We start from the raw sequence: 3,060 nt of genomic DNA, 5'->3' as shown, positions 1-3,060 counted from the left end.
GCTTTACGTCCGTCATGGTGCATCTCAAGGAGCTTCTTATTAGTCAGAAGAGAAAGAGTAAATGGATCGTTGTCCCTTAGCTCACCGCCAAACATAAGAGGGGATCTGAATATGCACCAAAGTGTCATAAGAAGCATCTGCTCATCATGAGTGAAATTAGTCATCCTGTCATCGTGTCTGTCAGGTGTTGTACGAACTCCGATATGACCAAGCGGAAGCATATCACAATCCGGCCAGTGATCCTTGCATCCTATTCCTGCCCATGCATCAGCTCTTTCGAACATGCCATAAAGAAGTTTCCAGTCATCCCAGAAATCATCTGTCATACGCCACATGTTTGCATTTTCCAAAAGGAAATCTTTCTGGTCAACTCTTGCCGGTCCTGGTGAAAGGCTAAGTACCATAGGTCTTCCACATTTCTCTATAGCTTTTTTGATAAGGGTTATCTCTGAAAATCCTGCTCCGGGTGCATCAGGTCCTACGTCTACTCTTGCAAGGTCATCAACTTTAACATAGTCTACTCCCCACTCAGCATACAGCTTGAATATTGAATCATAATATTCCTGAGCGCCTTCCTGACTTGCATCAACTCCATACATATCTGTATTCCACATGCAGATAGATGCAGGATGTGCTATATCCCTTGCAGTCTTATCTGTTCCAAGTATCTTAGTGTTCCTGTGAACTGCCTGACGCGGGATTCCGCGCATGATATGAATACCAAACTTAAGTCCCATCTCATGAATCTGATCTGCAATGGGCTTAAAGCCTTGTCCATCTTTAGATGATGGGAATCTGTTCTCTGCAGGTATAAGTCTTGAATACTCATCCATATTAAGCTCAGTAAATTTGTGATACCAGCAGGAATCTGCAGTTGGCTCTGACCACTGAATATCACATACTATGTATTCCCATCCATACTCTTTTAAATTCTCTGCCATATACTTAGCGTTACCAAGAAGTTCTTCTTCATTTACGCTTGCTCCATAGCAGTCCCATGAATTCCATCCCATGGGAGGATATTTTGCTACATGTTTTGAATCTGACATGACTCTCCCTCCGACTTTGAGCTTTTATTTTTTTATAAGCGCCTGATAGATCTCGCGTTTTTGCATTCCTCTGTCCAGTGCCACCTTCTTCATTGCATCTTTATGAGATACACCCTGACTTTCATAATATTCCATATGATCTTCTATGGACATGGAAAGCCATTCTTTTTGCTTTTCCTTCTTCTGATCAGCAATGCTTTGGCCTTCGATCACCATGACATATTCGCCCCTTGGGTCATTCTCATTATAATAATCTATTGCAGCCTTTAAAGTTGTAGGCATGACTTCTTCAAATCTCTTGGTAAGTTCTCTGCATATAGCCATATTGCGGTTTCCAAGTGTTTCATACAGATCCGAAAGCGCAGCCTTTAGATGATGAGGAGCTTCATAGATTATCATAGTGCGGCTCTCATCCTTTAAATCTTCAAGGATATCTTTTCTTGCCTTCTTATCATCGCTTCCGGGGAGAAAACCTTCAAAGCAGAATCTTCTTGTTGGGAGTCCTGATAAAGTGAGCGCTGTAATACATGCTGCAGGTCCAGGAAGAGAGGTAACAGTTATGCCCGCTTCGTGACACATCTTAACAAGGACTTCTCCCGGATCAGATATTCCCGGTGTTCCTGCATCTGTTATAAGTGCAATATTCTTGCCTTCCTTCATCTGCTCGATAAGGTAATAGGCCTTATCCACCTTGTTATACTCATGGTAACTGGTCATAGGCGTATGTATATCAAAATGAGTCAGAAGATGTATACTGTTTCTTGTATCCTCTGCCGCTATAAGATCAACCATATTAAGAGTCTCTAAGACTCTTGCAGTTATATCTTTAAGATTACCTATGGGCGTTGCGCATAAATAGAGCATTCCGCTCTTTGTCCCGCCTTTTACATTTTCAGTTGTATTATCATTTATATTTTCATTCATATTATTCACTATATTTACTAATTGTATTAAAAGGAAATTTTGACACCTGCATCTTTAATATCCATAAATATCATATACATCCCTGGTATACTCCCCGGGCGCTTTGTATATTATAAGCGGTCTTTCTACTGTGATCCTTGGTTTTCCGCCTCTTACCGCTTCTATAAGGACCATGTTGGGCTCTTTATCTATATAAGGGTATACTAATTGCATACGTTTGGGTTCAAGTCTGTGTTTTGATAAAGTCACCATTATTTCTGAAAGTCTGAACGGTCTGTGAACGAGAAAAAGCTTTCCTGATGGTTTTAAAAGTTTCTCAGCCTGCGCTGCGACATCTTCAAAGCTGCACATGACTTCATGTCTTGCAATCGCTTTGGGCGAGTCCGGATTTTGAAGGCCATGCCCTCCTATCATATATGGAGGATTACAGGTTATTACGTCAAAAGAAGCTGAACCAAAAATATTTCCTGCATCCTTAATATCACCACATACTATAGATACTCGCGGAGAAAGATCATTAAGATCTACGCTCCTTTTAGCCATATCCGCACTGTCTTTTTGTATTTCAAGACCTATAAGCTCTGAAGCCCTGGTCTTGGATGACAAAAGAATTGGAAGGATACCTGTTCCCGTACCCATATCAAGTACGCGTTTTCCTTCCATAGTGCTAAAAGCTTTACTACTCTTTACAGGATCTGCATACGTAATAAAGCCGGACAAAAGAACAGCGTCCATTCCAAAGCAAAAACGTTCAGGATCCTGTATTATCCTAAGTCCGTCTCTTTGAAGATCATCTATTCTTTCACCCGGCTTTAATTCTACTTCCATTAAAAAACACCCATTAATTTCCAGAAGGCTGATTGCCAGCGCCTGCCTGTCCGTTATTATTCTGATTCTGGCGCTTATTGTTGTTGTGTCTGTTATTATGGCGATTAGCACCACGACTGCGGTTATTGTCATGACCATTTTGGTTGTCATTTACACGGCCATCGCCTCTTCCACTACCCTGAGCATTATCTCTGTTATTGTCGCGATTATAGTCATTACGGTTTCTGTTGTCACCGCCTCTATTATCACTGTTTCTGTT

At 41.2% G+C, this 3,060-nt stretch carries 3 protein-coding genes and 1 pseudogene; all 4 read right to left on the bottom strand.

What is annotated here, in order from left to right:
- The coding region (locus K6G87_RS17150; protein ID WP_296839979.1) for a glycoside hydrolase family 27 protein at positions 1 to 1,049 on the bottom strand (1,049 nt) is incomplete at its 3' end.
- Between the two features lie 24 nt (positions 1,050 to 1,073).
- Complete coding sequence (gene rsmI / locus K6G87_RS17145; RefSeq protein WP_296839975.1) at positions 1,074 to 1,973, bottom strand: 16S rRNA (cytidine(1402)-2'-O)-methyltransferase; 900 nt, start codon at positions 1,971 to 1,973, stop codon at positions 1,074 to 1,076.
- A gap of 54 nt (positions 1,974 to 2,027) precedes the next feature.
- Entirely contained in the window at positions 2,028 to 2,801 is a 774-nt protein-coding gene (locus K6G87_RS17140) for a tRNA1(Val) (adenine(37)-N6)-methyltransferase (RefSeq protein ID WP_296839973.1), read from the bottom strand.
- A gap of 13 nt (positions 2,802 to 2,814) precedes the next feature.
- Positions 2,815 to 3,060, bottom strand: a pseudogene (locus K6G87_RS17135) (hypothetical protein); the annotation flags it as partial.

This window comes from Butyrivibrio sp. (assembly GCF_024699075.1).
This window is presented reverse-complemented; position numbering and strand designations above follow the sequence as displayed.